This is a genomic window from Stappia sp. BW2, from assembly GCF_008107695.1.
GTDB lineage: Bacteria > Pseudomonadota > Alphaproteobacteria > Rhizobiales > Stappiaceae > Roseibium.
Map to the genome: position 1 here is coordinate 1,470,166 of NZ_VIRG01000066.1, position 24,607 is coordinate 1,494,772.

Below are 24,607 nucleotides of genomic sequence, written 5' to 3' on the forward strand. Positions count from 1 at the left end.
CAAAAGGGCGGGTGAGCTTCGGCTCCCTGCCCTTTTCTTTTGCGCTGGACCGGACCACTGCCCGCACAGACCGCTGTCTTGGCTGCGCTAGAGAGCGGCCACGAAACGCCTTGAACGAATGCGTTCGAAAGCCGAAGCGGCAATCGGATCCGACCCGCCGAAACGTCTAATCTACTTCCAAATGAAGGCAGGATGTTTTATGGCGGAACAAACTTCAAATCAGACAGAAAACGAGTGAGACCCGTGGCGGATCAGACCAGTGCCTCCACCTATGCCCCTTCCGGCAAGCCTGCACACCAGAGCTGGCCGGTGATCCTGGAAACCAAAGGCTGGAAGGATTATCGGCTTCTGGACATGGGACAGGGCGAAAAGCTGGAGCGCTATGGCCGGTTCACCATCGTGCGTCCGGAACCGCAGGCCATGGGGTCGCGCCGGCTGAAGGAAAGCGTCTGGAACCGAGCCGATGCGGTCTTTTCCGGCGATACGGAAGAAGAAGGCCCGGGCCGCTGGAAGTTCTCCGGCAGCGTTCCGGAAACCTGGCCGATGTCCTTTGGCCCGGTGCGGTATAACGGCCGCTTCATGTCGTTCCGCCATGTGGGCGTTTTCCCCGAACAGGCTGCCCATTGGGAATGGGTCAACGGCAAGATCCGCGCCGAACGCGAGCGCGCGCCGGAAAAGCCACTGAAGATCCTCAACCTCTTCGGCTACACCGGCCTTGCCTCGCTGCTGCCGGCAACGGAGGGGGCACAGGTGACCCATGTGGACGCCTCCAAGAAGGCCATCGGCTATGCCCGCGAGAACCAGGAAATGTCCGGTCTTGAAGATCTGCCGATCCGCTGGATCTGCGAGGACGCGTCAAAATTCGTTGCTCGCGAAGTCCGACGCGGCAACACCTATGACGGCATCATTCTCGACCCGCCGAAATATGGCCGTGGCCCGAAGGGCGAAGTCTGGGACATCTACACCAGCCTGCCGGGCATGCTGGCTGATCTGAAGCAGCTTCTGGCCAAGGATGCCCTGTTCATGATCCTGACTGCCTATGCGATCCGTTCCAGCTTTGTGTCCATTCATGAACTGATGGCCGAAACCCTGGACACCGAAGGCGGCTTGCTGGAGTCCGGCGAACTGGTCATCCGCGAGGAAGACGGCAAACGTGCCCTGTCGACATCGCTCTTTTCGCGCTGGAGCAGCAGATGATCGAAAAACGCCAGGGCGCAGTGAAACAGATCACCAGCCATTCCAACCCGATCGTCAAGGAAATCAAGGGGCTTGTCGCGCAGCGCAAGCACCGCAGCCAGACCGGCCTGTTCGTGGCCGAAGGCCTGAAACTGGCGACCGACGCGCTGGAAGCCGGCTGGAGCGTTCGCTATCTGGCTCTTGGCCCGGAAGCACGGGACAATCCCGTTGCGCAAAAAGCCGCCGCTGCCGCCAAGGCGCGCGGCGCGCTGATCCTGGAAGTGTCCACCGCCGTCATGTCCGCCATGACCCGCAAGGACAATCCGCAAATGGTTGTCGGCGTCTATGAGCAGAAGCTTCTGGGGCCCCGCGACATCGAGCCCTCCGGCACCACGCTCTGGGTCGCGCTCGACCGGGTTCGCGACCCGGGCAACCTTGGCACCATCATCCGCACCGTGGATGCTGTCGGCGGTGCCGGTGTCATGCTCGTGGGCGATTGTACCGACCCCTTTGCCGTGGAAGCGGTGCGCGCCACCATGGGCTCGCTTTTTCACGTGCCGCTGGCAAAACTCGGCAAGGACGACTTCAAGGCCCTTGCTGAAAAGTGGCCCGGCACTGTCGCAGCAACCCATCTGAAAGGGTCTGTCGACTATCGCACCCCCGATTACGCAGAGCCGGTTCTGCTGGTTATGGGCAACGAGCAAAAAGGGCTGGAAGACGATATGGCAGCGGCTTGCCGCACGCTGATCCGCATTCCGCAGGTCGGCCAGGCCGACAGTCTGAATCTCGCCGTTGCCACGGGCGTCGCGCTTTACGAAATTCGTCGCAAACACCTGGAGCTCTAGAACGCATGCGTCTGTTCATCTTTGGCACCGGTTTTTCCTCAAAGGCCTTCGTGGAGGAAGTGCGCGACCAGTTCGAGTGGATCGGCGGCACAACGCGTTCTCCGGAAAAGGCGGACGCGCTGCGGGACCTTGGGGTCGAGCCGTTCATCTTCGACGGAGAAGCGCAGGGCGAAGGAATTGCCGACGCTCTGAAAACCGCGACCCACGTTCTGGTGTCGATCGCCCCGAACGAGGCTGGCGATCCGGTTCTGAACCAATATGCCAGCGACATTGCAGCGGCAAAACCACACTGGATCGGCTATCTGTCCACCGTCGGCGTTTATGGCAATCATGATGGTGCGTGGGTCGATGAAGAGACACCGCTGAACCCGGTTTCCAAGCGCTCCGTCCAGCGCGTCGCCGCAGAAGAAGCGTGGCTGGCATTTGCCGCAAAGAACGATCTGCCGGTCCAGATTTTCCGCCTCTCCGGCATCTATGGCTCGGGTCGGAATGCGTTCGAGAACTTCAAGAAAGGCACCGCTCGGCGCCTTGTGAAGCCGGGACAGGTGTTCAATCGCATTCACGTTGCCGACATCGCCGGTGCCCTGAAGGCAGCCATGGCAAAACCGTCGACGCGTGTTTTCAACGTAACGGACGATGAACCGGCCCCGCCCCAGGATGTGGTTGCCTTTGCCGCGCAGCTTCTGGGCGTCGAAGCACCACCGGAAATCCCGTTCGAAACCGCGGATCTCTCGCCGATGGCCAGATCGTTCTATGGTGAGAACAAACGGGTTTCCAACAAGCGCCTCAAGGAAGAGCTTGGGTTTACGTTCCGCTATCCGGACTACCGCACGGCCCTGAAGGCCCTGCTGAAGACAGTGTGATCCCTTTCGCCAGGGTTTGCCCAGAGCGCCGGCTGCAACGCGCTCCAAGACAGGCAAGCGGCGGCACGCTCTTAGCGCGCCACCTGCTATTTTAGCCTTTTACTTGGGCTGCGGAACGACCCGCAGGTAAGGCTTCAGGGTCTTCCAGCCTTCGGGAAATTTTTCCTTCGCCTCCTCATCGCTCACCGCCGGAACGATGATGACATCCTCACTGGACACCCAGTTGGCCGGAGTTGCGACCTTGTGTGCGGACGTGAGCTGCAGACTGTCGATCACGCGGATGACTTCATCGAAGTTCCGGCCCGTGGAGGCCGGGTATTCAATCTTCAGCTTGATCTTCTTGTCCGGACCGATGACGAACAGCGAGCGCACGGTCAGTGTGTCATTGGCATTGGGATGGATCATGCCGTAAGCGGTCGCCACCTTGCGATCCGGATCGGCGATCAACGGAAAGTTCAGCGCGACGCCTTGCGTGTCGGCAATATCGCCGACCCAGGCGCGGTGATCCTCGATAGGGTCGACCGAAACGCCGAAAACCTTGACGCCTCGGGCTTCGAACTTGTCCTTGAGCTTCGCGGTCATCCCCAGTTCGGTGGTACAGACCGGCGTGAAGTCCTTCGGGTGGGAAAACAGAACCGCCCAGGATCCCTCGATCGCCTCGTGAAAACGGATCGGACCATCCGTGCTGTCGGCTTCGAAATCCGGTGCCTCGTCTCCGAGCAATAGTGCAGACATGAATGAGCTCCTCAAAATTACGGACCGCAAGATCAGTTTCGCGGCAGATTACCCTTCAGTTTTTGCGTAGCCTTGTCGAGTCTTCCAGCGTTAACCGGCCAAGGGCAAATGAACGCAGGGGTTGACGTTGCGGTGTTCAGCCCCCAGTTTCCAGTCAAGATAAGGCGGGAAATTTCGCTACATAATTCAAAAACTTGCATGGGAGACCCTAATGACCACCTGGCGCATCTACTTGTCCGGCGAAATCCATACCGACTGGCGAGACAAGATCATGGATGGCGCTGCTGCGCTCAAGCTGCCGGTGGAATTTTCATCTCCCGTCACCGATCACGATGCCAGCGACGATTGCGGCGCTGCCATTCTGGGCGGTGAGGACAAAAAGTTCTGGTACGACCACAAGGGCGCGAAGGTGAACGCGCTCCGAACACGGACACTGCTGGAAAAGGCCGACATCGTCGTCGTCCGCTTTGGCGACAAATACAAGCAGTGGAACGCGGCGTTCGATGCAGGCTATGCGGCCGCGCTCGGAAAGTCGCTGATCGTCGTCCACGACCCGTCGCTGACGCATCCGCTCAAGGAAGTTGACGCAGCTGCATTAGCGGTTGCCGAAACGTCCGAACAAGTCGTCGATATTCTCAAATATGTTATACTGGGAAAGCTCAATCGCTGAGCAGGTCTTGAAATTAACCATTTCATTACCATATCAATAGACACTATGGAAAAGCCCGGGGTTTTTTCCGGGCATCCAGACCCCAGCCAAATGGAACGGCTTCTTGAAGCGAGGCAGTCGCAGAACGACTGCACGCGTCGATGTCCAGTTCCGGCCAGGGTCTGAGAAGTACTTTAGTATTATCATCAACACTGTCATCAAGGCGTTGAAAAAGGCAGATATGACTGCCCCTCGTATGCCAAGGATGACAAAATTTAGAAAGAAGACTCCATGCTGCATGGAAACGTGAAATGGTTCGATAATCGCCGAGGTATCGGTACGATCGAACCGCAGGACGGCAAGGACATCCTTGTCGACATTCTGGCCCTGCGCCGGTCCGGTATCGACACTCTGACGGAAGGCCAACTCGTGGCATTCGATCTGGAGTGGAGACGCGGCCAGATGGTGGCTGAAGACCTGAAAGTCCTGTAAGGTCACTTACAGGTCATTACCGGGTACAAGGGCGGTTCGACCGCCCTTTTTTATTGTGAAATTTTTGTCGGAGTTGTTCATGGACCTTGATACCAGGCTGCAGGAAGGGGTGAGCGCTCATCGGAGCGGTAATCTGGAAGCGGCGCTGGCGGCCTATAAGGACGTCCTGACCGCCGAGCCGGACCATGCCGACGGGCTGCATTTCCTCGGTCTTCTCCATTTCGATGCCGGCAAGGCGGACAATGCGATCGTCCTGATCCGCAAGTCGCTGGAAAACAACAGCCGCAATGCGGCCGCGTACAACAATCTCGGCAACATCCTGAAGCTCGAGAGCAGGTCCGACGAAGCGCTTGAGGCTTATGTCCGGGCGGTGGAGATCGAACCACGTCATGAGGAGGCCTGGAGCAACATTACCGTGATGCTGGAGGGCACCACAAAGAACGACGACCTCTTGCCCATCCTGACGGAAATCGTCCGGCTGGATCCGGACAATCCGAATGCCTGGCACAATTACGGCCTGTCGCTGATGCTGGCCGGACGCCGGCACGAAGCGGCCGATGCCCTGGAACGCTGCCTGGAATTCGGGGCGGACGTCTGGTCCGATCCGGTCTGGCACGCGCGCGTCCTGTGTTCTCTTGGCCGCAAGGACCGCGCCATCGAGCACCTGGAGGGTGTCGTCGCCGCCGATCCGGACAACAAGGTTGCCAGCTATCAGCTGGCGGCTGTGCGCGGCGACACGATGGACCACGCCCCAGAAGACTATGTCAAAGACCATTTCGACAGTTTTTCCGAAAGCTTCGACGAGGTGTTGACGAACCTCGGCTACCGCGCGCCGGAACTGGTCGCTGCGGAAGTTGCGCTGCTGGCCGCGACACGGCAGACCCCGTTTCAGGATGTGGTCGATCTTGGTTGCGGCACGGGCCTGTGCGGCCCCTTGATCCGTGCGTATTGCGTCAAGCTCACCGGTATTGATCTGTCGCCAGGGATGCTGCGCAAGGCGGCTGCACTGAATGTGTTCGATTTTCTGGTGGAAGGTGAACTGGTCGAGTTTCTGACATCCGATCTGCCGACCCGGTTCGACCTTGGCGTTTGCGTCGATACCCTGTGTTACATCGGCGATCTGCAGCCCTTCATGAACGCGCTCGCCGGCGCATTGCAGCCTGGCGGCGTGCTGATTGCCAGCGTTGAACACCTCGATGATCCGTCCGGCCCCGATTACAGGGTCGACCCGACGGGCCGGTATGCCCACACGCCCGCCTATCTCAAGCGAACAGCAGAGATGGCAGGGATGATTTACGAAACAGAGAAACCCGTGGTGCTGCGCCAGGAGCTTGGCAACGAAGTCCACGGTTTGATTTTCCGCCTGCGAAAGCCTGACATCGCTTCGCAGTGACGAACAGTACAGGCGGGAAGCCACGAAAGCTGTTATATGCGGTTGTGCCGAGGCGTAAAGTTGTTACGGTGTCGCCGTTGGGAACGAGTGTCCGTTTGGAGGGACCCTTAATGTCGGAATGCAATGTTCTACTGGTGTATCCGCGCTTCAATGCCGGGTCATTCTGGAACTATGGTGCAACCTGCGAAATGGTGGGAGCCAAATATCCCGCCCCTCCTCTCGGCCTGATCACCGTCGCTGCAATGCTGCCGGACACCTGGAATGTGCGTCTGATTGACCGCAACACGGGCGACCTGACGAATGACGATCTCGACTGGGCCGATATGGTCATGACTGGCGGCATGCTGCCCCAGCAGGCCGATTGCCTCGGCGTTATCCGGCGTTCACAGGAAAACAACGTTCCCGTTGTTGTCGGCGGGCCGGATGCGACTTCCTCTCCCGAAGTCTACGAAGGGGCGGATTTCCTTGTGCTTGGAGAAGCCGAGGGCATTCTCAGCACCTTTATCGACGCCTGGAAGGAAGGCGCGCGCAACGGCCGCTTCTCAGCCGAGAAATTCAAGGCCGACGTCGCCTCCAGCCCTATTCCGCGGTTCGACCTGCTGAAGTTCGACGATTATGTGCAGATCGGCGTGCAATATTCTCGCGGCTGCCCGTTCACCTGCGAATTCTGCGACATCATCGAGCTTTATGGCCGGGTGCCGCGCACCAAGACCAATGACCAGATGCTGGCCGAACTCGACCGTCTGTACGAGCTTGGGTACCGGGGCCATGTCGATTTCGTTGACGACAACCTGATCGGCAACAAGAAGGCCGTGAAGGGCTTTCTTCCGGAGCTGGCAAAGTGGCAGAAGGAGCGCAAATATCCGTTCGAAATGTCGACGGAAGCGTCCCTGAACCTTGCCGACGACGAAGCCCTTTTGACGATGATGCAGCAGGCCGGATATTTCTCCGTCTTCATCGGCATCGAAAGCCCCGATCCCGAAGTTCTGGTGGCAACGCGCAAGAAGCAGAACACCCGCCGCGACATCGCCAAGAGCGTCCACAAGATCTACGACGCCGGCATCTTCGTGCTGGCGGGCTTCATCGTCGGCTTCGATGAGGAAAGCGACAAGGTGGCAGAAGAGATCTCCGCTTTGATCGAGGAGGCCGCGATCCCGGTTGCCATGACCGGGCTGCTCTATGCCCTGCCCAACACCCAGTTGACCCGCCGGCTCGCCAAGGAAGGCCGCCTGCATGCCGACTTTGCCACCGATGATCCGGACACGGAGCATGGCGACCAGTGTACCGCCGGTCTCAACTTCACCACCGTTCGCCCGCGCGCGCAGATCCTGGAAGACTTCAAGAAGGTCATCGATCAGGTCTATGGGCCGGAGGCCTATTTCGGCCGCGTCCAGAAGGTTGCCTCCATGCTTGACATGAGCGGTGCCAACGGCTCGATTTTCGGCGCTGGTTTTTTCCATGACATCAAGCTGTTCGGCCGTCTTATCCTGGCGATGACCTTCAAGGAAACCACCTACCGCGGACCGTTCTGGAAAACGCTGATCAAGACCACATTCACCAACTTCCGGGCCATCAAACCGGTGATGATGATGCTGGCGCTTTATGTGCACCTGGGGCCGTTCTCGCGGTTCGTCGTTGGCCAGATCGACAAGCAGATTGCCGATATCGAAAAGGGCAACTGGGAACAGCCGTCACTGGTCGCCGCCGAATAATCGGGTAAGATCACAGCCACCTTCAGTTGACGGAATTGGCGGAAAAGGCTTGCGGTCCGGTATCTCCAATCGCAGCGCGCTCGGGTTCATCCTGGTCACGCTGGTTCTCAACTCCATGGGCATCGGCCTGATGATGCCGGTCATGCCCTCGCTTCTGACCGAACTCACTTCGCTGCCCGTGAGCGAAGCTGCCCGTTGGGGCGGCGCGCTCAGTGTCGTCTACGCCCTGATGCAATTCGCCTTCGGTCCGACGCTTGGCAATCTGGCAGACCGTTTCGGCCGCCGTCCGGTCCTTCTGGTGTCCATGTTCGCCATGGCCGTCGACTATCTGATCATGGCGCTGTCCTGGCATCTGGCCGTTCTGTTCGTCGGCAGAACGCTGGCAGGTGTTTCCGGAGCAACCTTCTCCGCGGCTTCCGCCTTTATCGCCGATGTGTCTTCCAAGCAGGACCGGGCGAAAAACTTCGGGCTTGTTGGCGCTGGTTTTGGTGTCGGCTTCGTGCTCGGGCCGATGATCGGCGGGTTCCTGGGTGAATACGGCTCTCGCGCACCGTTTTATGCGGCTGCGGGCCTCTCCTTCGTCAACTTCCTGTTCGGCTATTTCATGCTGCCCGAAACACTGAAGGACGAAAACAGGAGGCAGTTCGATTGGAGACGCGCCAACCCGTTCGGCGCGTTGAAGCAGATCGCCGTGTATCCCTCGGTGCGTACGCTGCTTCTGGCCGTCTTCCTGTTCGACATCGCCCATTACGTCTATCCCTCCGTCTGGAGCTACTATGCGGAGGAAGTCTTTGCCTGGAGCCCCGGCGATATCGGCCTGTCACTGGCCGCTGTCGGCGTCGGCTTTGCCTTCGTTCAGGGATATCTGATCCGCGTTCTGGAACCCAGGCTCGGGCCTGGCCGGACGCTCTTCATCGGCCTGGTGGCCAACCTCATAGCCTTCACCGGCCTTGCCGTCGCCGATGCGGGCTGGATGGCCTATCTGCTGATCTCCTTCGCAGCGCTCGGCGCGATGGCAACGCCCGCCCTCACCGGTCTGATGTCGGTTCGCGTGCCGGATAACGCACAAGGCGAACTGCAGGGTCTGATCGCAAGTGCCGCGGGCCTTTCCATGGTTGTCAGCCCGTTGGTCATGACACAGGCCTTCGCCACGTTTTCAGGACCCAACGCGGCAGTTTTCTTTCCCGGGGCACCGTTCGCCCTTGCAAGTCTACTGATCCTCGTTGCCATGCTGATCGCCCTTCCCTTCATGCGTCTTCAGGAAAAACTGCCGTCTCCCTCCGAGACGGCCGACCGGAAGACGCCAGCTCAATAATCAGGGTTCCCTATCGTGCCAGCCACTTTCCCTCCCCGTCTCGATGGCCCCCGTCTGGCGCCGGCTTCGGGCAATGCCGCCCGCCAACTGGTGGTGATCCTGCATGGCTACGGAGCCGATGGCCCGGACCTCATCGACCTTGGGCGCGCCTGGCAGGGACAGCTTCCCGACGCCGCCTTCGTCGCACCGAACGCTCCGGAGCACCTGCCCTTCGAAGCACTCGGCGGGCGGCAATGGTTTGCGCTCGAGGAACGCGACATCAACGAATACCGCCTTGGCGCGCAAGCCGCCCAGCCGGTGCTCGACCGGTTTCTGGACGACGAACTGGCCCGTCATTCTCTCAACGACAGTTCACTGGCACTGGTTGGCTTCAGCCAGGGGGCCATGATGGCCTTTCAATGCGGCCTGCGCCGCCCGTCTCCCCCGGCAGCGCTGATTGGCTATTCCGGTTTGTTGCCAGGGGCCGGACGCCTTGATCCGATCAATACGCAGAGCCCTGTGCTGATCGTGCATGGCGAGGCGGACGATGTGGTTGCCAGCTATCACGCGGAGGCGGCGCAACACGCACTTGAAGATGCCGGGGTTTCTTCCAGCCTGCATCTGCTGTCGGGCCTCGGTCATTCCATCGATGAACGCGGCATGGTGCTGGGCGGGCGGTTTCTGGAAAAGGCGTTTGGGTCCGTCAGGCCGGTGTAAGGACGGCCCGGGATTGGTTAATGGCCTGTTAACGGTTTTGCGGGATGATTTCTGCAACTGTACCGGACCAGGAAGGGCCGGACGAGCCGGGATCCGAAGCCATGCAGATTTCCATCGAAACCACCACGCAAAGCACAAGCCTTTTTTCGGCTTCCTTTTCGAATGGCGGCGCAGAAGGCCAGAAGAACGATCCCAAGGGCAACGCCTATGGTCACGAGATCGGCCAACGCAACGGGCATGACAAATCCCCTGCCGTCAGCGTTCTGGAAGCTGCCAGCAAACAGGCCGAGGAAGATGCGGTCGTGATCGCGGCGCTTCAGGATGCGGTTGAAAAAGGCAAGGGCAACGTCAAGGACGACGACGAGGATAAAGACGGCGCACTTGCGACTGTCGAGGACTATCAGAAGACCGCCGGCAAACTGAAGGCGGCTCTTGGTGAAGAGGAAAGCGGCGCGTCGGCCAATGTGGCCTATGAAAGCGCGACCATTTCAACGACCACGATTGAAGCCGAGATTGGCGGTGAAACCGTTTCCGCGCAGTTCGTGTCCTTCGAGCGGGTGTCCTACGACAGTGAAACCGGGCTTTCCGTCCGCTCGGCGAACGCCTCTTCTGTCGAAGGCAACTTCGACAACGGCTCCTTCAGCTATCAGAGCGCTGCCGTCAGCGAGCTTTACGCAGGCACCGGCGACCAGGTTTCCAACCTTCTGGGCCTCGTGGCCTGAAGCGACACGCTTCCGCGCGTTTTCCCGCATCTTGAGGGGCTGATTGGCCTCGAAATACGGCCGTAAAGGCCTTTACTGAATGCGGTCTCCCCCCTGAGGCGACAAAACGGGATGACACGCCACGGAGGATCAGCCGTGGTTCCAACCCAAGGACTTCGACCTCCCGGTCAGAGACAAAAAGGGGAGCCGAAGCTCCCCTTTCTCAGTGCCTTATGCCTTTTTCAGGTAGGCGACGATGATGTCGAGCGCGGCCTGAAGGTCGCCCTTGTCGATCATTTCCGTGACCGTATGGATGTAGCGGGTCCCGACAACGATGCCGATGGCCTTGGCACCGGCAGCGGCCTGTTGGGCGGCAGCGCCATCCTGACCGCCAGCGGCCAGCATGGTGCGCTGGAACGGGATCTTTTCCTTGACCGCAATGGCTTCGATTTCCTTCACCAGGTCCCGGTCCGCAATGAAGCTGGAATCCTTCACGTGCAGACCGAAGCCTTCGCCCTGCACCGTGGTGCGATCCTGTTCGGGAACACCCGGGGTGTCGCAGGAAAGCGTGGTGTCGATGCCAAATCCGATGTCGGGAGCAATGGCGAAAGACGCTGTCCGCGCGCCGCGCAGGCCGACTTCTTCCTGGCAGGTGAAGGCGACGTGAATCTCGCAATCATGCTTGGCCTTGCCCAGGCCCTTGATCGCCTCGATGCCGAGCCAGCAGGCAATGCGGTTGTCGAGCGCCTTGGAGACGACCTTGTCGCCGATCTCGATCAGCGGCTCATCCATGGTGACCATGTCACCAACCTTGACGATGTCCTTGGTCTTTTCGCCGAGGCCCATATCGATGACGAATTCCTTGGGTTCCGGCACCTTCTTGCGCTCTTCCGGCGAAGAAATGTGGATCGGCTTGCCACCCGGGTTCATCACGCCCTTGAAGTCACCTTCGTCGGTAGACACCAGCACGCGGCGGGAGAACAGGTTGCGGGCATCGAAGCCCCCGACCGGCTGCACATGGACGAAGCCCTTGTCCGTGACATGGGAGACCAGAAAGCCGATCTCATCCATGTGGCACAGGAGCATGACCTTTTTCGGGGTGCCCTTCTTGGAGGACTTGCGGCTGTCCCGGCGGCAGAGCAGCGAGCCCATGGGGTCGACGGTAACCTCGTCGAACAAGCCCTTGATTTCGGCCTGAATCAGGTCCCGGACCCGGTGTTCGTGACCCGGAACACCCGGCGTTTCGCAAAGACGGCGAAGAAGATCGATATTCATGAAACTTCCTGTAAAGGTTGGAAAATTGGCTCGATCCTAGTCCGAAAGGCCGCACGGGATAAAGAGCCAAGACGGAATAGTTCGAAAAGAGAGGCTTGTTGCGGGCCTACAGGCTGCGATAAGCCTCGGTGGAACATCGCACGTGCGCTCAAAAAGACCCCTCGGTCCGTCCCGCCGCCTGAAAAAGGCACCGCGCTACACTCTTTTGGAAAGGCAATTCACGTTGACCTCTCTCTTGTCCGGCACTGTCCACGTTGAAACACAGGCCGTCCCGGTCGGCAGCAGCACCGTTCATGTTCGCATCTGGACACCTGAAGACCATTTGCCCGGCAAGGCACCGGTGCTTCTGTTTCACGACTCCCTCGGATGTATTGCCCTCTGGCGCGATTTTCCAGAACGTCTTGCCCTTGCCAGCGGACGCACTGTCATTGCCTATGACAGGCCCGGTTTCGGGCAATCCTCGGCACTTAGCGATACCCTGCCTGCCAGCTTTATCGCCGACGAAGGCAGGACGGTGGTGCCAGTCCTGTGCGAGCAACTGGGGCTCAGCCGCTTCGTTGCCTGCGGCCACAGCGTGGGAGGTGGTATGGCCGCGCATACGGCCGCGCAGCACCCGGACAGGGTCACGGCCCTGGTGACGATTGCAGCCCAGGCCCTGATCGAACACCGCACCCTGGAAGGGGTCCGCGAAGCCCGCACCGCCTTTGCCGATCCGGACGCATTCGACAGGCTGACCCGCTACCACGGTGCCAAAGCGCGCTGGGTTCTGAATGCCTGGACGGAATCATGGCTCTCGCCAGCCTTTGCCGATTGGTCCCTCGACGATGCGCTTGCCGGTGTCCGCTGTAACACCCTTGCCATCCATGGCGCGCTTGACGAATACGGCTCACCACGTCATCCGGAACACATCGCCAGGAGCACCGGCGGACAAAAGGTCGTGCTGCCCGATACGGGCCACATCCCGCACAGGGAGTGTCCGGAGGTGCTGGTCGATACCATCTGCGGTTTCCTGGCGAATGCTTCCTGAAGCCGGTTTCGGGCAATCCGCGCAGAGTCTTTGCAGATGCGCCGGTCCGGTTTAACTTCTTGCTCGCCAATTTCGAAAAATCGTCCACCTGTTTTTCACTTTGCCATTGCAGTGTCGCATTTGATGACAACATTCTATCGGTAAGCAAAAAGCGTCTCCCGTCTTTCCGGAGAGATGTATCGCCTTCCATTGCGACGACCCCCGGGGAACCCCATGGCCCAGAAAAAACGTTTTATTCTTTCCATTGACGGCGGCGGCATTCGCGGCCTCATTCCGCTCCGCTTGCTTGAAACCCTCGAAAGCCGATTGAGCCAGCGAGGCGTCAACACGCCCCTGCACCAGATTTTCGATCTGATGGCCGGATCTTCCACCGGCGGCCTGATTGCTGCCGGTCTGTCCGCGCCTCGTCCTGGCGGCTCCGCCGGCGCGCCTGCTGCAAGCATCACCGAACTCCGCGGCTTCTTCGAGCGCGATGCGCGGGAGATCTTCAAATCCTCGATCTCGGCACGGCTGGCGCGCAGCGTTACCAGCTCGCTCGGCCTGTTCGACGAAACCTACGATCCGCGCCCGCTGGAAAAGATGCTGAAAGAACGGTTCGGCTGGACGTCCATGGCCAGCGGCCTCACCCATCTCGTGCTGACCGCCTATGATCTGGAACAGCGCAAGGCAGTGTTCCTGACCAACGGTCTCGAAGCTGGCGGCGGCCGGCCGGATGACTATTACTTCTGGCAGGCGGTGCGCGCGACCACCGCAACCCCGTCCTATTTCGAGCCGGCCCGTGTTGAGAACCTCAGCCGCCGGCGAGAGGAAGCGCTGATCGATGGAACGGTCTTCATGAAGGATCCGACCATCGCAGCTTATCTGGAGGCCCGTAATCTGGGTTGGGGTGACGACGAGATCGTCATTCTGTCGCTCGGCACCGGCCGGGCGCCGAGCCGGTCCTTCCTTTACAAGGATGCCGTCGGCTGGGGTGCTCTGGGCTGGCTGCAGCCTTCCAAGGGAGCGCCGCTGATGTCGATCCTGGCCGATGCCCAAAGCCAGACAACCTCCGACGAGGCACGCCAGCTCTTCGCCGAACTGCCGAACGTGAGCTATCACCGGCTCGATGGCGAACTGCCTGCGGAAGCCGAGGACATCGACAACGCCCGGCCAGGCAACATCATCACGCTCAACGGCGCGGCGGACCGGGTGATCCGGGACAACACCGTTTTCCTGGATACCCTTGCCGACATGATCGCCGCGCATGTGCATGAGAGCGAATCGGATGCGGAGACACCCGATTTGGTGCATGCTGCCTGAGGATTGAAATGGCTGGCGGTCGACGGCGGCTGAACACTCAGACGGGCGCACGAGGTTTCAACGTGAGAGCGGGCAGAACAGGCATTAGAAGCGGCCGGACCCTTTCGGTGTCCGGCCTGATGGCATTTGCGGCAGCCCTGCAGTTTTCCTGCCTTGTCGCGTCAGCCGCACCCGTGCCAACCGCCAAGCCGAGCGAGCCTGTCTCCGAGACCTATTCGCCCACTGTCGAGCTGGTGGCCGGTGTGCCGATACCGGAAAAGAAACGCGACGTTCCGGAAGGCTATGTCGCGCAGAAGCCCAAGCTGGTGCTTTATGGAAACCAGCCAGCGCGTGACTACTTCGGGGCCGCAACAGGCCCTGCCAATCTGAAAGCCCGCTCGATCGGGTCCTACGCCAAGGGGTGCCTGGCAGGCGGCGCGGAGCTGCCGACGGATGGACCGACCTGGCAGGCCATGCGCCTGTCGCGAAACCGCAATTGGGGCCACCCGGTCCTGATCGACTATCTCGAGGACCTGGCGAATGACGCCCCGAAGGTCGGCTGGAACGGATTGCTTGTCGGCGATATCGCTCAACCACGCGGCGGACCGATGACATCCGGCCATGCCAGCCACCAGATCGGCCTCGACGCCGACATCTGGTTGACGGAGATGCCGAACCGCCGCCTCACCCCACAGGAACGGGAAGAGATCTCCGCCACTTCGATGCTGATCGGCCCGATGGACGTCAAGGGTGCCGACCGACGGGTGGACCCGAGGAAATGGTCCGACACACACGCCAAGCTGATCCGGCTCGCTGCGTCAGACAAGCGTGTGGCCCGTATCTTCGTCAGTCCGGCGATCAAGAAGGCCCTCTGCGATTTTCAGAGGGGCGGCGACCGCTCGTGGCTGCGCAAGGTGCGCCCGTGGTGGGGTCACCACTATCATTTCCATGTGCGCCTGGCCTGCCCGAAAGGCAGTGCCGGCTGCAAGAACCAGAACCCGCCGCCCCCCGGCGACGGCTGTGGCGCCCAACTTACCTACTGGCTGTCGGATGAGCCCTGGGTGCCGAAAAACCCGCCCAAGCCGGGTGAGCCTCCGAAGGTGGTCAAGAAACGCCCGATGGCGCTCTCCGCCTTGCCGAATGACTGCCGGAATGTGCTGACGGCAAATTGAGGTTGGCCTCGTCCCCTTAAGCGTCCGGCGGCTGCATCGGCTGCAAGACCTTGGCCACGAAGACGAGATCCAGCCAGCGACCGAACTTGGTGCCGGCTTCCGGCAAGCGCCCGGCGACATCAAAGCCGAGTTTCTCATGCAAGGCGATGGAGGCCGTATTGCTGCCGTCGATCACGCCGACCAGCACGTGTAGGCTCTTGCCGACGGCAATCTCCATCAGGCGTTCCAGAAGCGCGCGGCCAATGCCGCGCCGTTGCATCGCCGGGTCGACATAGACGGAGTGTTCCGCCGTCAGGCGATAGCCCTCGCGCGGGCGGAAGGGCCCGAAACTGGCGAAACCAAGCACAGCATCGTGGTGATCGACCGCCACCAGAACCGGCAGCCCCTCCTTCACCCGCCCCTCGTACCAGCTCAGTCTCTGGTCCAGCGTTTCTTCCTGGTTGGTCCAGGCTGCCGTCGTCTCGCGCACGGCCTGGTTATAGCGCTCCAGAATTGCCGGAACGTCCCTCGGTTCTGCATTGCGGATTAACATCGATAACTCTTGTCAGGTTGTTCAAATCGCCTTTGCCGATGCATTCTGCATCAAACTTTGAGTTTGAATTTCCATGACAAATGCCTCCCATGCACTGCGTCATTTACCGGGGGCGGCAGATCCCGGCTGCCGTCGGAGAACCCGCATTCGGCGATAGGTGCAAAAAAGCACCGGAATTCAACGCGCGCAGGCTTCAATCTACTAGGCGAAATCGAATTGCAGTGGTAAAGGGGCGGCCATGACGACGAAGAAGCTTTCCAACATCCGCAACTTTTCCATCGTGGCTCATATCGATCACGGCAAGTCGACGCTGGCCGACCGCCTGATCCACATGACAGGCACGCTGACCGAACGCGAAATGACCGAGCAGGTGCTCGATTCGATGGATATCGAACGCGAGCGCGGCATCACGATCAAGGCGCAAACAGTGCGACTGATCTACAATGCCAAGGACGGCGAACAGTATACGCTGAACCTGATCGACACGCCGGGCCACGTGGACTTTGCCTACGAGGTGTCCCGCTCGCTTGCAGCCTGTGAAGGCTCGCTGCTGGTGGTCGATGCCTCCCAGGGTGTGGAAGCGCAGACGCTGGCCAACGTCTATCAGGCCATCGACAACGACCACGAGATCGTCACCGTCCTCAACAAGATCGACCTGCCCGCGGCCGAACCGGACCGGATCAAGGAACAGATCGAGGATGTGATCGGCATCGATGCGTCGGAAGCCTGCATGATCTCGGCCAAGACGGGTCTTGGCGTCGACGACGTGCTGGAAGCGATCGTCACCAAGCTGCCGCCGCCGGAAGGCGATCCGGACGCCACGCTGAAGGCGATGCTGGTCGACAGCTGGTACGACACCTACCTCGGCGTGATGGTGCTCGTCCGTGTGATCGACGGTTCCCTGAAGCGGGGTCACAAGATCAAGATGATGGGCACGGGCGCTGCCTATGATGTTGACCGTGTCGGCGTCATGACACCGAAATTCCTGCAGGTGGACGAGTTGAAGGCCGGCGAGATCGGCGTCATCACCGGGTCGATCAAGGAAGTGGCCGACACGCGCGTCGGCGATACCATCACCCTGGAAAAGAAACCCTGCACGCAAGCCCTGCCGGGCTTCAAGCCGGCTCAGCCGGTCGTGTTCTGTGGCCTCTTCCCGGTTGATGCAAACGACTTCGAAGACCTGCGCGCTGCCATGGGCAAGCTGCGCCTCAACGATGCCTCGTTCTCCTTCGAAATGGAAACCTCGGCTGCGCTCGGCTTCGGCTTCCGCTGCGGTTTCCTTGGCCTGTTGCATCTGGAAATCATCCAGGAACGGCTCTACCGCGAATTCGACCTCGACCTGATCGCCACCGCGCCGTCGGTGGTCTACCAGATGTCCCTGACGGACGAGTCGGAAGTGGAACTTCACAACCCTGCCGACATGCCGGATATCGTGAAGATTACCGAAATCCGCGAGCCTTGGATCCGGGCGACGATCATGACACCGGACGAGTATCTGGGCGGCATCCTGAAACTGTGTCAGGAACGGCGCGGACTTCAGATCGATCTGTCCTATGTCGGTAGCCGCGCGATGGTGACCTACGACCTGCCGCTCAACGAAGTCGTGTTCGACTTCTACGACCGTCTGAAGTCGATCTCCAAGGGCTATGCCTCTTTCGACTATCAGATTTCGGACTACCGGGCGGGCGATCTCGTCAGGATGTCGATCCTGGTCAACGAAGAGCCTGTCGATGCGCTGTCCGTTCTCGTGCACCGCAGCCAGGCGGAACGCCGCGGCCGCGCCATGTGTGAGAAGCTGAAAGAGCTGATCCCGCGTCACATGTTCAAGATCCCGATCCAGGCAGCCATCGGCGGCCGCGTGATCGCGCGCGAGACCATCTCGGCCCTGCGCAAGGACGTGACCGCCAAGTGTTACGGCGGCGACGCCACGCGTAAACGCAAGCTGCTGGAAAAGCAGAAGGCGGGCAAGAAGAAGATGCGCCAGTTCGGCAAGGTCGAAATCCCGCAGGAGGCCTTCATCCAGGCCCTGAAGATGGACGACTGAGACACCGCTGCCATGCCCGCCAGGGCGTGGCAACAGTTATCAACACCCGCGTTTATCAGGTCCAGGACTTGCCTTCTGCGAACCGGCGTGACAAACGTCGGAAATCATCGTCCCTCCTGATTGAAAGGCTATAGACCGACTGAACCAGCCGGCCTGCAGCGCCCCCAAGCAAGGCTTTGCCATGAGTATCGAACAGACCCTTTCCGACCGCGCCGGCAACGCCTGCGAATTCTGTGGTGCCACTGAAGCGTTGAAGCCTCTTGATGTCGGTCCGGATGCCGATGGCACAGCGGATATGGCTGTTCTCGCCTGCACCACCTGCGCGGATCAGATTTCGGGCACTGCGGATATCGACGCGAAGCATTGGCTTTGCCTGAATGAAGCCGCCTGGAGCCAGGTTCCGCCGGTTCAGGTTGTTGCCTACCGCATGCTCTCCAGAATGCCGGATGAAAGCTGGGCACGCGATCTTCTGGACATGCTGTATCTGGAAGAGGACACGCTCGCCTGGGCAAAGGCCGGTCTTGGCGCCAGCACGGACGAAGACGACGGCGTGGTCCACAAGGATACCCACGGCGCTGTTCTTGCCGCCGGCGACACGGTGACCCTGATCAAGGATCTCAAGGTCAAAGGCGCCAGCTTCACCGCCAAACGCGGCACCGCCGTGCGCAACATCTCGCTTGTTGCGGACAACGCTTCCCAGATCGAAGGTCGTGTGAACGATCAACGCATCGTCATCCTGACGGAATTCGTGAAGAAGGCCTGATCAGGCCGCGTCGCGGAAGGCCGCAAGGATAGCAGAAGCGACCAATGGACCTTCCCGGCAGAAGAGCGTCATCTTCGTCTTCGGCAAGACGGGAAGACGATAGAGGTCTCCAACTTCCCGGCATCCTTCGGGAATGTTGCGCCTGTCGAGGCAGGCGATGCCGAGGCCGGCGCTGACCGCTGCCTGGATGGCGCCAACACCGGTGCCGGTAAAGGCGTCTTCATAGGAAATCCCAGCTTCTTTCAGTGTGCCCTCCGCCAGGCGTCGCAGGGCGCATGTCTCGGAAAGAGCCACAAGGGGGAGAGCCGTCCCCGCACTCCAGCTGAACGCCCGGGAAGCCGTCCAGACAAGGTTTTCCTCGAAGGCCACACGGCCGGTGCCCTCGACATCCTCGGAACGCACCATGACCGCGCTGAACAGCCCTGCCTTGAAGTCGTTATAGAGCGTATCGGAATAACCGACCGAAACGTGCAGGCGGTGCTGCGGCAGCGCCTTGCTGAGCGAGGCGATAATGGCCGGCAGGCGGCCCCCAGCGGCATGATCGCTGATGCCGAAACGCAGTCGTTTTTGAACAGCCGGACCGGAAACGCGGGCCGTTACACTGTCATGCAGATCGATCAGGCTGCGCGCGTCGCTCAGAAACCTTGCGCCGAAGCTTGTCAGCCGGACGGAGCGCGGCGAACGGCTGAGGAGGGTGTCGCCGAGGCGGTCTTCCAGTTTCTTGATCTTGACGCTGACAGCAGACTGGCTGGCCCCCGTCATCTGACCTGCCCGCGTGAAGCTGCCCGTTTCGGCGACACGCACGAAGGCGCGCAAGAGATCCATATCGAGATCGGTCATACAATCATTCTAATTTATGATTTTTGAAATATCAAAGATTTGTTTCTGTTATCATAAGCACAGCAATAAGGTTGGCGGCATCACCGAAAGACGGAGGACATGATGCCGCTTACCAACGTTTCCCTGCTGAAGGGTTCCAAAACCGCCGCCCAGAAAGCCGTGATCCTGGACGAAATCTATCAGGCCATGCGCGAGACCTTCGGCGTTCCGCAGGACGACAAGTTCATGATGATTACAGAACATGCGCCCGAGGATTTCCTGTTCGGCCGTCATTTCATGAACATCGACCGGTCCGACGACCTGATCATCATTCAACTGACCGTCAGCGACACGCGCAGCGCCGACCAGAAGAAGGCGCTGTTTGCCCGGATCGCCAAGGGCCTTGCCCGCGAAGCCGGTATCCGGTCCGAAGACATCTTCATCAATCTAGTGGAAACCAGGCTGGAAAACTGGTCGTTCGGGCACGGCGTCGCACAATATGCCGACAGGCAGCCGGTCGCGGTTTGATCCGATCCCTATAACAGCAGCCGTTGGCTGTCTTTGCCGCCCAAAACAGAAACGGCGCCGGGCTTGCCGCCCAGGCGCCGTTTTCTGGTTGGGAATTCTTGTCCAACCGGCCGTTCCTTGCGGAGGGTCGATCGGAAGGGTCACAGACCGGCCTTTCAGCCGGCCTTCCGCCTTAGCGCCGGTTGAGCGGCAAGTCGGCCAGTTCGCGCTGGGACATACGCACGATTGCCGGATGGGACAGCGGGTCGGCACGGTCGTAAGCGGATGCCGGGCGGGCCGTCATGTAGCGGCGCATAAACAGTTTCATCATGAGGTTCAGTCTCCTTATTATTGTTTTTTGCATGGCCAAATTCCTTCTTTGAATTTAGCTATGCTCTTTCTATAGATGCTTCGACTGACCAAAAAAATCGACTTATTCTGATTTTCAGTTTAGCTTTTCTAAATGAAAAATCTCAACCGCATTCATCTGTCCGGCCTGCGTGCCGTTGAAGCCGTTGCCCGGCTTGGTTCCGTCAAGGCGGCTGCCGAGGAACTGGGGGTTACTGTTGGTGCCGTCAGCCAGCAACTTCAAAAGACAGAGGCGCAGCTTGGAGTGCAACTGTTCGAGCGGCAGAATCGCCTGTTGCTGCCGACCGCGCATGTGCTTGCAATGCAGCCGCATCTGACCAGCGCCATGTCCTCGCTCTCAACCGCCATCGCCACCACCCAGCGTGGACGCGAAGATGCCCTGACGATCTCAGTTGCCCCGGTTTTTGCCGGCAAATGGCTGGTGTGGCATCTCAAGAATTTCAACAAGGCGCACCCGGGCGTCAGGGTTCGGGTGGAAGCAACCGTGGATCTGGTCGATCCGGACATGAGCGATGTCGACCTTTGCATCCGTGTCGGCAAGGGGCCCTATCCGGGCGTCAGGGCAGAGCAGTTGTTGCACCAGCGGGTGTTTCCAGTCTGCAGCCCGGCATTGGCGGAACAGATCAGGGAGCCGAAAGACATCGGCAAGCTGCCGATCATTCGCGACCCCGGACAAATGTACACCTGGAAGACCTGGCTGGATCTCTTCGGCCTCGATGAAAGCATTCTGCAGGATGGCCCGACCTTCTCCGACGGTTCGCTTTGCCTTGATGCGGCAATCGCAGGGCACGGGGTGTTCCTGGCTTGGGAAACGCTCGCGGTTTATGCGGTCAAATCCGGTCAGGTGATCGCCCCCTTCCCGGAGCGGCCAGCCACCGGCAGCGCCTACTGGCTGATCAGCGGCAAGAACGCCCCTCAGACCAGGGCCAAGAAAGCCTTCGGCGATTGGCTGCGCGAAGAACTTCAAGGCTCGATTGGCAGGCCCAAGGGCGCCGACGCGGTGGCGGAGTAGGCCCTCTCACCTTCCGTCATGTGTCCACACCTGCAATGGACTTGCCCAGTACATCGGCCTTCACCGCGCCGCGCTCCCCCATTGGCCGATCCGGACCGACAGTGCTGTCCCGGCGCGTTTGCGCTTCCATCTCGCCATTCAGCTCTGCGCCGAGCAAGACAATATAGGCCGAAATCCAGAGCCACATGAGCAGGATGATGACGCCCGCAAGACTGCCGAAGGTTTTGTTGTAGCTGGCAAAGTTCGCCACGTAGACGGAAAAACCGTAGGACGCGGCAAGCCACAGCAGGCAGGCGACGACAGCCCCGGGCGTGATCCATTTCCATTTGGCGTCCTTTCGGGAGGGCCCGAACCTGTAGACAAAGGAAAGACCGGTAATCGTCAGCAAACCAAGGATCAGCCAGCGCACCGAGGAGAGGATCCCCTCAAGCCAGTCAGGCAAGGCAAGGAAACTGAAAACGACAGGCAAAAGCAGCGCAGAGACAAGCCCCAGCACGAGAGCGAACACAAGAAGGAACGTCATGGCCAGAGTTCGGGCTTTCAGTGCGATGAAGCTGCGCTTTTCGACCTCGTCATAGGCTATGTTCAGCCCCTCCATGATGCTGGCCATGCCCCGCGCCGTGGAATAGACCGCAATGCCCAGACCGATGATGAACGCGAAACCGAGCCCTGCGCTTTCGCTGCCGGCAACGCCGGCCGCCTGCGTGAGAATGATCTGGGACGCTTCACTTGGGAGAACGCTCTCGATCAGCTCAAGCTGACGGCTCACCTCGGCCGGCTTGACGACGAGCCCGGACAATGCGGTGAAAGCGGTAATGGCGGGAAAGATCGCCAGGAGGCCGTAGAAGGCCACGCCTGCGGCGATCAGATCGATGTGATCGCGCTGGAGTGCATTCCAGACCCGCAAGCCAATGTCCAGCCACCCAGCCGCCGGGATCTCTTCCGGACTGACGGCTTCTCTTCCACGTGTCATGCATGCCCCCTTCGTTACCCGATCGCCCGGCTGTCCACGGACGTCGGTCAACAGCAGGGAACTCCATTGAGTAACGCCTTAACCGGGATAGAGTTCCTTTCCGTAACGTCCACCAGGCGGCATTCGCCCTACCCTGTGCGCGGCAGACCGCCTTTTCCGCTTGCCATCGCTCCGCCTTTCGCTACATTGGCGCCCCATGAGCGATTGCACCGCACATATCTGCCGTTCCGGCCTGACCAGTGGCTCCCAGCCTCTTTCCGGGATCGACGCGCGCCTCATTGAGCTGCAGGGCCCCGCCTGCGGACGATTTACGCGCTAACGCGCTTTAATACCGGCGCTTTTCTCCTCTTCGGGACCTCACGCAATAATGCGCACGAGGCCGTGGCAATCGCTGCGATTATTCGCTAAAAGACCCCGACTTTCTGTTTCGACACCTCCGCGCGCACCGCGCGAACCGATGACCGAGTACGCATGTCCAACCTCGACACCCTTGAAACCGATCTTCTGGCCGCCATCGAAGGCGCCGGGACCGAAGCCGCCCTGGAAGACATCCGCGTTGCCGCCCTTGGCAAGAAGGGCTCCATCTCCGAGCAGATGAAAACGCTGGGCAAGATGACGCCGGAAGAGCGACAGGTGATGGGCCCTGCCCTCAACGGCCTGAAGGCGAAGATCACCGACGCAATCGCCGCCCGCAAGGACGTTCTGGCGGAAGCGGCGCTGGAAGCGCGTCTGGCCAGCGAGCGGGTGGATATCACCCTGCCGCTGCGTCCCACACCCGTGGAAACCGGCCGCATTCACCCGGTCAGTCAGGTTATCGACGAACTGACGGCGATCTTTGCCGACATGGGCTTTTCCATTGCGGAAGGCCCGGATATCGAAACCGATGAACTGAACTTCACCGCGCTGAACTTTCCCGAAGGCCATCCGGCGCGCGAGATGCACGACACGTTCTTCTTCAATCCGAAGGAAGACGGCGAACGGCTGCTGCTGCGCACGCACACCTCACCGGTCCAGATCCGGACCATGCGCAGCCAGGAACCACCGATCCGCGTCATCACGCCGGGCCGGACCTACCGCTGTGACAGCGACCAGACCCACACGCCGATGTTCCACCAGGTGGAAGGTCTCGTGATCGACAAGGAGAGCCATTTCGGACACCTGAAATGGATTCTGCGCGAATTCTGCAAGGCCTTCTTCGAAGTCGACGACATCAAGATGCGCTTCCGCCCGAGCTTCTTCCCGTTCACCGAACCGTCCATGGAACTCGACATCCAGTGCGACCGGTCCGGCGGCGAAGTAAAGATCGGCCAGGGCGAAGACTGGCTGGAAATCCTTGGCTGCGGCATGGTTCATCCGAACGTCATCCGCAACTGCGGTCTCGACCCGGATGTCTACCAGGGCTTCGCCTGGGGCATGGGGATCGACCGTATCGCGATGCTGAAATACGGCATGCCGGACCTGCGTGCCTTCTTCGACGCCGACGTCCGCTGGATCCAGCATTACGGGTTCCGACCACTCGACCTGCCGACGCTGTTCGGTGGTCTGTCCAGTTAACCGCCTGAATTGGGGGGCGCCACCATGTCATTGCTGATCCGCATCGTCCTTGCCGTCCTGCTGACCGCTGCCGCCCTGTTGCCGGCATCGGCCCAGACGGCCGACAAGGACACGCGCGTTGCGACGCCGACCTCGTTCCTGGAGGCTTGCGCCGAAAAGATCGAGAACCGGGGCCGCCTTCGTTTCTGCGATACCTATTTCCGCGAAAAACTGGGCACCGAAGCCGATGCGCTGCTGTATCTTCGGGACCGGATCACGCGTCTGCGTGCCGGTCACGAGGAAAGCTCGACCGAGAAGTACCACAGCTTCCTGCAGGCGATTTACATCGTGGCCTTCCTGACCATCGCCTCGATCGTGCTGATCGCCAGCGACCGCCGTATCCGCGGCACCGCGAAATGGGCCGGCCTGACCAGCACGGCTGCTCTTCTGGTGATGGTGGTCATTGTCGCCATGGGTTGGCTTGGCAAATACCGCGCCGAATACGCAGCCCAGATCGAGCTGGGCATCCTGCGTGACCGGATCGAGACCGAGGCCGCCCAGGCGATTGCAACCAATCAGCAGATCACGCCAGAGATGGTGCGCGGCTGGACCCGTGACTTTTCCGACATTGGCCGCCGTTTTGCCGAGAATTACGGCGCTGCGACCATCATCCCCGAAGTGGACCGGCTCGGCAACTGACGCCTCCACATCCCGTTTCGCGGTTCT

General features: G+C 60.3%; 25 protein-coding genes. 19 read left to right on the forward strand and 6 right to left on the reverse strand.

The features are described from left to right. Positions 1 to 243 precede the first annotated feature (243 nt). Genes FMN63_RS18230 through FMN63_RS18240 form a run of 3 tightly spaced genes read left to right on the forward strand, consistent with a single transcriptional unit; the run spans position 244 to position 2,884 of the window. Complete coding sequence (locus tag FMN63_RS18230) at positions 244 to 1,197, forward strand: class I SAM-dependent rRNA methyltransferase (RefSeq protein WP_148585505.1); 954 nt, start codon at positions 244 to 246, stop codon at positions 1,195 to 1,197. Then, positions 1,194 to 2,021, forward strand: a complete 828-nt coding sequence (locus tag FMN63_RS18235; RefSeq protein WP_148585506.1) for a TrmH family RNA methyltransferase — start codon at positions 1,194 to 1,196, stop codon at positions 2,019 to 2,021. The genes FMN63_RS18230 and FMN63_RS18235 overlap by 4 nt, the downstream gene beginning before the upstream one ends. A 5-nt stretch (positions 2,022 to 2,026) precedes the next feature. Next, complete coding sequence (locus tag FMN63_RS18240; protein WP_148585507.1) at positions 2,027 to 2,884, forward strand: SDR family NAD(P)-dependent oxidoreductase; 858 nt, start codon at positions 2,027 to 2,029, stop codon at positions 2,882 to 2,884. A 99-nt stretch (positions 2,885 to 2,983) separates the two neighbouring features. Here the strand turns inward: FMN63_RS18240 and FMN63_RS18245 are convergent, their stop codons facing one another. Continuing rightward, positions 2,984 to 3,619: a peroxiredoxin gene (locus FMN63_RS18245; protein ID WP_148585508.1), complete on the reverse strand. Its 636-nt coding sequence runs from the start codon at positions 3,617 to 3,619 to the stop codon at positions 2,984 to 2,986. 211 nt (positions 3,620 to 3,830) lie between these two features. On the opposite strand from FMN63_RS18245, the gene FMN63_RS18250 reads away from it, so the two are divergent. From FMN63_RS18250 to FMN63_RS18280, 7 genes are all read left to right on the forward strand, one after another. Next, positions 3,831 to 4,289, forward strand: a complete 459-nt coding sequence (locus FMN63_RS18250; protein WP_148585509.1) for a YtoQ family protein — start codon at positions 3,831 to 3,833, stop codon at positions 4,287 to 4,289. A gap of 270 nt (positions 4,290 to 4,559) precedes the next feature. Further along, a complete protein-coding gene (locus tag FMN63_RS18255) occupies positions 4,560 to 4,760 on the forward strand; it encodes a cold-shock protein (RefSeq protein WP_148585510.1) in 201 nt (66 codons plus the stop codon). Positions 4,761 to 4,839: 79 nt separating this feature from the next. Further along, positions 4,840 to 6,153, forward strand: a complete 1,314-nt coding sequence (locus tag FMN63_RS18260) for a tetratricopeptide repeat protein (RefSeq protein ID WP_148585511.1) — start codon at positions 4,840 to 4,842, stop codon at positions 6,151 to 6,153. 110 nt (positions 6,154 to 6,263) lie between these two features. Further along, positions 6,264 to 7,865 carry a B12-binding domain-containing radical SAM protein gene (locus FMN63_RS18265; protein WP_148585512.1) on the forward strand — a complete coding sequence of 534 codons (1,602 nt, stop codon included), beginning with the start codon at positions 6,264 to 6,266 and terminating at the stop codon, positions 7,863 to 7,865. A 49-nt stretch (positions 7,866 to 7,914) separates the two neighbouring features. Continuing rightward, positions 7,915 to 9,180 (forward strand): TCR/Tet family MFS transporter, encoded by a 1,266-nt coding sequence (locus FMN63_RS18270; protein ID WP_148585513.1) that lies wholly within the window; start codon positions 7,915 to 7,917, stop codon positions 9,178 to 9,180. A gap of 15 nt (positions 9,181 to 9,195) precedes the next feature. Then, a complete protein-coding gene (locus FMN63_RS18275) occupies positions 9,196 to 9,876 on the forward strand; it encodes an alpha/beta hydrolase (protein WP_148585514.1) in 681 nt (226 codons plus the stop codon). Positions 9,877 to 9,920: 44 nt separating this feature from the next. Continuing rightward, positions 9,921 to 10,598 carry a hypothetical protein gene (locus FMN63_RS18280; protein WP_148585515.1) on the forward strand — a complete coding sequence of 226 codons (678 nt, stop codon included), beginning with the start codon at positions 9,921 to 9,923 and terminating at the stop codon, positions 10,596 to 10,598. A 210-nt stretch (positions 10,599 to 10,808) separates the two neighbouring features. Here FMN63_RS18280 and FMN63_RS18285 read toward each other — a convergent pair whose 3' ends face one another. After that, positions 10,809 to 11,852, reverse strand: coding sequence for a M42 family metallopeptidase (locus FMN63_RS18285; RefSeq protein ID WP_148585516.1), 1,044 nt, complete (start codon positions 11,850 to 11,852; stop codon positions 10,809 to 10,811). Positions 11,853 to 12,075: 223 nt separating this feature from the next. On the opposite strand from FMN63_RS18285, the gene FMN63_RS18290 reads away from it, so the two are divergent. The 3 genes from FMN63_RS18290 (at position 12,076) to mepA (ending at position 15,329) form a co-directional block, all read left to right on the forward strand. Then, positions 12,076 to 12,879, forward strand: a complete 804-nt coding sequence (locus tag FMN63_RS18290) for an alpha/beta fold hydrolase (RefSeq protein ID WP_148585517.1) — start codon at positions 12,076 to 12,078, stop codon at positions 12,877 to 12,879. Positions 12,880 to 13,092: 213 nt separating this feature from the next. Continuing rightward, complete coding sequence (locus FMN63_RS18295; protein WP_148585518.1) at positions 13,093 to 14,178, forward strand: patatin-like phospholipase family protein; 1,086 nt, start codon at positions 13,093 to 13,095, stop codon at positions 14,176 to 14,178. Positions 14,179 to 14,297: 119 nt separating this feature from the next. Next, entirely contained in the window at positions 14,298 to 15,329 is a 1,032-nt protein-coding gene (gene mepA, locus FMN63_RS18300) for a penicillin-insensitive murein endopeptidase (protein ID WP_209001172.1), read from the forward strand. Between the two features lie 16 nt (positions 15,330 to 15,345). On the opposite strand, the gene FMN63_RS18305 is transcribed toward mepA, so the two are convergent. After that, on the reverse strand, positions 15,346 to 15,861 hold the full coding sequence (locus tag FMN63_RS18305) for a GNAT family N-acetyltransferase (protein WP_148585520.1): 516 nt from the start codon (positions 15,859 to 15,861) through the stop codon (positions 15,346 to 15,348). Positions 15,862 to 16,099: 238 nt separating this feature from the next. Here FMN63_RS18305 and lepA point away from each other — a divergent pair, with 238 nt between their 5' ends. Both lepA and FMN63_RS29880 read left to right on the forward strand, forming a co-directional pair. Beyond that, on the forward strand, positions 16,100 to 17,905 hold the full coding sequence (gene lepA, locus FMN63_RS18310; protein WP_148585521.1) for a translation elongation factor 4: 1,806 nt from the start codon (positions 16,100 to 16,102) through the stop codon (positions 17,903 to 17,905). A 181-nt stretch (positions 17,906 to 18,086) separates the two neighbouring features. Continuing rightward, positions 18,087 to 18,668 carry a PhnA domain-containing protein gene (locus tag FMN63_RS29880; protein ID WP_148585522.1) on the forward strand — a complete coding sequence of 194 codons (582 nt, stop codon included), beginning with the start codon at positions 18,087 to 18,089 and terminating at the stop codon, positions 18,666 to 18,668. Here FMN63_RS29880 and FMN63_RS18320 read toward each other — a convergent pair whose 3' ends face one another. Beyond that, a complete protein-coding gene (locus tag FMN63_RS18320; RefSeq protein WP_148585523.1) occupies positions 18,669 to 19,508 on the reverse strand; it encodes a LysR family transcriptional regulator in 840 nt (279 codons plus the stop codon). Positions 19,509 to 19,610: 102 nt separating this feature from the next. On the opposite strand from FMN63_RS18320, the gene FMN63_RS18325 reads away from it, so the two are divergent. Continuing rightward, positions 19,611 to 20,015: a tautomerase family protein gene (locus tag FMN63_RS18325; protein ID WP_148585524.1), complete on the forward strand. Its 405-nt coding sequence runs from the start codon at positions 19,611 to 19,613 to the stop codon at positions 20,013 to 20,015. 172 nt (positions 20,016 to 20,187) lie between these two features. Here the strand turns inward: FMN63_RS18325 and FMN63_RS29580 are convergent, their stop codons facing one another. Then, a complete protein-coding gene (locus tag FMN63_RS29580; protein WP_162855049.1) occupies positions 20,188 to 20,325 on the reverse strand; it encodes a hypothetical protein in 138 nt (45 codons plus the stop codon). A gap of 132 nt (positions 20,326 to 20,457) precedes the next feature. Between FMN63_RS29580 and FMN63_RS18330 the strand changes: the two genes are divergently transcribed. Further along, positions 20,458 to 21,375, forward strand: a complete 918-nt coding sequence (locus FMN63_RS18330) for a LysR substrate-binding domain-containing protein (RefSeq protein ID WP_148585525.1) — start codon at positions 20,458 to 20,460, stop codon at positions 21,373 to 21,375. 16 nt (positions 21,376 to 21,391) lie between these two features. On the opposite strand, the gene FMN63_RS18335 is transcribed toward FMN63_RS18330, so the two are convergent. Next, complete coding sequence (locus tag FMN63_RS18335; protein WP_148585526.1) at positions 21,392 to 22,348, reverse strand: YihY/virulence factor BrkB family protein; 957 nt, start codon at positions 22,346 to 22,348, stop codon at positions 21,392 to 21,394. A gap of 471 nt (positions 22,349 to 22,819) precedes the next feature. Here FMN63_RS18335 and pheS point away from each other — a divergent pair, with 471 nt between their 5' ends. Both pheS and FMN63_RS18345 read left to right on the forward strand, forming a co-directional pair. After that, entirely contained in the window at positions 22,820 to 23,902 is a 1,083-nt protein-coding gene (gene pheS, locus FMN63_RS18340) for a phenylalanine--tRNA ligase subunit alpha (RefSeq protein ID WP_148585527.1), read from the forward strand. A 24-nt stretch (positions 23,903 to 23,926) separates the two neighbouring features. Continuing rightward, entirely contained in the window at positions 23,927 to 24,580 is a 654-nt protein-coding gene (locus FMN63_RS18345; protein ID WP_148585528.1) for a phenylalanyl-tRNA synthetase subunit alpha, read from the forward strand. The last annotated feature ends 27 nt before the right edge of the window (positions 24,581 to 24,607 follow it).